At 54.7% G+C, this 1,118-nt stretch carries 1 protein-coding gene; it reads right to left on the reverse strand.

What is annotated here, in order from left to right; all coding sequences use genetic code 11:
• Positions 1–6 precede the first annotated feature (6 nt).
• On the reverse strand, positions 7–1,107 hold the full coding sequence (locus D3D02_RS17985; protein ID WP_121571310.1) for an IS630 family transposase: 1,101 nt from the start codon (positions 1,105–1,107) through the stop codon (positions 7–9).
• Positions 1,108–1,118: the final 11 nt, after the last annotated feature.

Consider the following 1,118-nt stretch of genomic DNA (forward strand, 5'->3'; position numbering starts at 1 on the left):
TAGTACTCAGGATAATTTCTGGAGATCAAGGAACTCTGCGACCCAGTTTTTCGCAAAGCTCACGCGGTTAGTCAGCTGCTCGAAAACATCACTCAAGAGAGTGCGGAACTCCTCCGCACTCTCGACAATTAGCGGTGAGAGTTCCCATTTCAACTGTTTCCAGACCTGCTCGATTGGATTGAGATCAGGCGACCCAACCGGCAGGAACACGAGGTCGATTCCAAGTTGATGGGCACGCTTGCGCGTGTGCTCGCACGTGTGCGAGAACAGATTATCTAACACGAGCAGAATCCGCTTGCCGGGATTCTGCTCGCGTATCCTTTCGAGACACTCGCAAATCCGTTCTTTCGTCTGATCTTCAGGGAAACTAACCACGCTCTGACCGTTGAGTGCATAGAACCCGACCGCTGGTTCATCGATCCGAACCAGCGGTCGGTCGATATGCGGATCATCGACGTACCACATCCGGTGGAAATTATCCCACGGTTGGGGATGTGATGCGTCGAAAAATCCGACGACAGTACCACCATCCGTACAGACATCGTCGTCCACCGTCCAGCCGCCGTCCTCATCACCTTCTTCCTTGTTGTGTGGCTCTTCGCCTTGGTCCTCGGCGAGCGCCTGGTCCAGGCGCTCGTCGAGGATGTCTTCAGCGTCATCTGGTCGTGAAGGACGTCTCGTCCGGGGAATCGAATACGATAACCCGAGATCGCGCAAGAACGAACTCAGATAATCAGGGTGGTATTCGACGTCGAATTCCTCGTTGAGGATGTGCTGAATCTCCTGTGGTTTCCAGGGCTGACCCTCACGAAGGATTTCAAGCAGTTGTTCTTGCTCGTCTTCGCCGAGCTTCGGGGGACGTCCGTCCCCGAAGTTCGGCGTCAATTGGCCAAGTCCACCTTCATTCCAGCGACGTGCCCAGCGCGTAGCTGTTCCTTCTGACTTCCCGACTCGGTCAGCAGCTTGCTTGAGCGTGTCCCCTTTGTACAGATTCTTGATGAAGACGAGACGGCGGACGACCTTCGGATCGTCCGCCTCGGAGAGCAATCGATCGAGTTCTTCATCGGTCAAGTGGCGAACGACCTCTTTTCGGCGATCGTTGCTCATCGTTCTCATTT

This window comes from Halobellus sp. Atlit-38R (assembly GCF_003665925.1).
GTDB lineage: Archaea > Halobacteriota > Halobacteria > Halobacteriales > Haloferacaceae > Haloquadratum > Haloquadratum inordinatus.